The sequence below is a fragment of the Limnospira sp. PMC 1279.21 genome, assembly GCF_032349615.1.
Lineage (GTDB): Bacteria > Cyanobacteriota > Cyanobacteriia > Cyanobacteriales > Microcoleaceae > Limnospira > Limnospira fusiformis.
Genome location: NZ_JARPLU010000299.1, coordinates 1 through 3,066, shown reverse-complemented (window position 1 = coordinate 3,066; position 3,066 = coordinate 1). Strand labels below are relative to the sequence as shown.

Here is a 3,066-nt window from a genome sequence, read left to right as displayed (position 1 = left end):
CAGTCATCTCGTCCTCTCCATTATACGTCCTAAGTGTTCTGTCTTGTGCTATATTTTCGGGCATTGCAGCCCTATTTGATGCCTGAACGTCTCGCACAACTCAGTTACACTATAGGTATTATCCTAAAAATAATAATATAACCCCATGGCACAACAACTAAAGCGCTGGGAGTCCCCGCGTCGCCAAGGGCGCAACCACAAAGGTAAAGGTGGTGCGGCTAGAATGCGACAGCTAAAAAAACAACAGCAACAGTTGCGTAAACAACTCCAAACCAACCAACCCAAAGACCAACACCAACACCAAAACCCAAAATCACCAATTCAGGGGAAGGATAAATGATCCTTCCCTCTTTTGATTTTAGGGTTTCAGTTGAATATTGGGGCAAATAGTATCAGCCATGCGACTCGCTGACGGCTGATCTTCCCACTGACTCAGTAACTCCTGAAGTTCTCCCTTCAAGCCTTCTAGGGCGATAATTTGTTGATTAATATCCGCTACCTTAGCTTGTAAACGCTGCTTCACTTGGTCACAGGGAATGTCACCACGATCGCGAATTTTCAGAATTTCCGCAATTTCCGCCAAACTCAACCCCAACCCTTGCGCGCGTTTAATAAATGCCAGTCGGGTCAATACTTCCGGAGCAAATAGCCGATAACCCGACCTGCTACGATCAACAGTCGGCCAGAGTAACCCAATATCATCATAGTAGCGAATTGTTTTCACCGATAAACCACTTTCGGCCGCTACCTCTCCAATTTTCAGCAACTTATCAACCCCCAACCTAACTCATTAGTAGGGAGGACGAGGCTTTTTATTCTGAGTCAGCATAGGTAAGGAAGGACGGGAACCACTCGGCGGTAAATAGTATTCCGGCGCGGTTTCGGTTTGTTGTTCCACTGGCGATCGCTGTATAAGCCACCAACGCCAGGCTACCGCTACTCCCACGGTTCCCAGACCGAGACTCAACAGCGGTAAACTCGCAGTTACACCACCAATTACAGTATCAACCGCCCCAACTGTAATCACAAAACTGACAATTGGTTCTCTGCGGTAAGCAGACTTTAAAATTCTCGGTAACAAAGCGTTCATATTACTTTGACTCTGCTGTTTAGTATTAGTTTAGACGGAATCAGACTCAACCAGGTTGCTACAGCATTTAGGCTCCTTGTGAATTGTAGGGCAGCTAGGTCAACTTGAAAAGTCGCTTAGGTATCAATTTTTTGATCACCCCCCTACTCGTCCCTACTGGTCCCTACTCCTCCGACCCTCACCCTTACCCTTCCCCAATACGATTATAACTTCAGTCTCGGTGAACTGGAAACCGGGATAGTTTGACAAACCTACTCACCACCCGCCCGATTAGATTTTAACACAATACAGAGCCAAAATAGGTAGTTAAGATTCCCCAAAATTTGCTATAATCCAAAACCAGCATTCCCACCTAATAATTAATGAAAGAAATTGATAACCTTCCCCGTCCAAATAGGGTAATTGTAATTGGTGCTGGTATAGGCGGATTAACCACCGCCGCACTACTGGCTCATCGAGGATATTCCGTGTTAGTCCTCGACCAAGCCATAGTTCCGGGCGGCTGTGCTTCCACGTTTAAACGTAAAGGTTTTACCTTTGATGTAGGGGCGACCCAAGTGGCTGGTTTAGAACCCGGCGGCATTCATCATCGGATTTTCTCGGAATTAGAAATAGACTTACCAGCCGCCACCTTCTGCGACCCTGCTTGTGCGGTATTTTTACCCGGAGAAACCCAGCCGATTCGAGTTTGGCGAGACCCAGAAAAATGGCAGCAGGAACGACAAGAACAGTTCCCAGGGAGTGAAAAGTTTTGGCAATTAATGGGAACTCTATTTGAAGCTAGTTGGCGGTTTCAAAGTCGCGATCCGATTTTACCTCCTCGGAATTGGTGGGATTTAGTGCAACTGGTGAAAGCCTTGCGTCTCGATACCATGATTACCCTACCTTTTACCCTATTGACGGTAGGGGATCTATTGCGGATCTATGGAATAGACAACGATCGCCGTCTGAAAACCTTTCTGGATTTACAATTAAAATTATACTCCCAGGTGAACGCCGATGAAACGGCATTACTGTATGCAGCCACAGCGTTGGGAGTATCCCAATCACCCCAAGGACTCTATCATTTACAGGGGAGTATGCAAGTATTAAGCGATCGCCTAGTAGCCAGCCTGAAACGGGACGGAGGAACCCTATTAATGGGTCATACCGTAGAAGCGATCGAAACCGAAAACCGTCAAGTCGTAGCGGTCAAAATTCGCGATCAAAAAACCGGGAAAGTGTGGCGAGAAACCACCGATCTAGTAGTTGCTAACGTCACAGTTCAGAACATAGTTAAGCTATTAGCTTGGGAAAACCACATTTCCACCAATCCCCTCGATCGCATTTACCACCACCGTATTAATAAACTCCCCCCAGCTTCTGGGGCTTTCGTCATTTATTTAGGAGTTGATCAGTCAGCCATTCCCCCCGAATGCCCCCCCCATCTCCAATTTCTTTACGACTATAACCGACCCATTGGCGAAAACAATTCCCTATTTGTTTCCGTCAGCCACCCAGGGGACGGACGCGCCCCCCACGGACAAGCCACCATTATTGCTTCTAGTTTCACAGATACGCAGCAATGGTGGCATAACCCAGATTATCAGAAACTCAAACACGAATACACCCAACAGGCCATTAATCGTCTAAGTTCCTACTTTCAGCTTACCCCAGAAACAATCATTTATTCCTGTGCTGCCACCCCCCGCACTTTCGCCCGTTATACCGCGCGTGACCAAGGCGTTGTCGGTGGTGTAGGTCAGCGGATTTCCACCTTTGGACCCTTTGGCTTTTCCAATCGTACCCCCATTAATGGATTATGGCTAGTGGGAGACTGTACCCACCCCGGAGAGGGAACAGCAGGGGTATCCTATTCAGCTTTAACCGTAGTCCGACAACTCGAAAACCAGTTCACCCCTCCAAAACATGAGGGCGGCGCAGTATAGCACAAGACAGAACACTTAGGACGTATAATGGAGAGGACGAGATGACTA

At 47.4% G+C, this 3,066-nt stretch carries 4 protein-coding genes; 2 read left to right on the top strand and 2 right to left on the bottom strand.

What is annotated here, in order from left to right:
* The first annotated feature begins 145 nt into the window (after window positions 1-145).
* On the top strand, window positions 146-340 hold the full coding sequence (locus P5683_RS23765) for a hypothetical protein (protein ID WP_006669249.1): 195 nt from the start codon (window positions 146-148) through the stop codon (window positions 338-340).
* An 18-nt stretch (window positions 341-358) separates the two neighbouring features.
* Here the strand turns inward: P5683_RS23765 and P5683_RS23760 are convergent, their stop codons facing one another.
* Window positions 359-781 (bottom strand): heavy metal-responsive transcriptional regulator, encoded by a 423-nt coding sequence (locus tag P5683_RS23760; protein WP_006616244.1) that lies wholly within the window; start codon window positions 779-781, stop codon window positions 359-361.
* Window positions 782-790: 9 nt separating this feature from the next.
* Window positions 791-1,090: a hypothetical protein gene (locus P5683_RS23755; RefSeq protein ID WP_006616243.1), complete on the bottom strand. Its 300-nt coding sequence runs from the start codon at window positions 1,088-1,090 to the stop codon at window positions 791-793.
* A 362-nt stretch (window positions 1,091-1,452) separates the two neighbouring features.
* On the opposite strand from P5683_RS23755, the gene crtD reads away from it, so the two are divergent.
* A complete protein-coding gene (crtD, locus tag P5683_RS23750) occupies window positions 1,453-3,018 on the top strand; it encodes a C-3',4' desaturase CrtD (protein WP_006624164.1) in 1,566 nt (521 codons plus the stop codon).
* Window positions 3,019-3,066 lie beyond the last annotated feature (48 nt).

Bases quoted from the DNA above. Each gene is read 5' to 3' on its own strand.
- P5683_RS23755 (WP_006616243.1), bottom strand. From the start codon at position 1,090: ATGAACGCTTTGTTACCGAGAATTTTAAAGTCTGCTTACCGCAGAGAA.
- crtD (WP_006624164.1), top strand. From the start codon at position 1,453: ATGAAAGAAATTGATAACCTTCCCCGTCCAAATAGGGTAATTGTAATT.
- P5683_RS23765 (WP_006669249.1), top strand. From the start codon at position 146: ATGGCACAACAACTAAAGCGCTGGGAGTCCCCGCGTCGCCAAGGGCGC.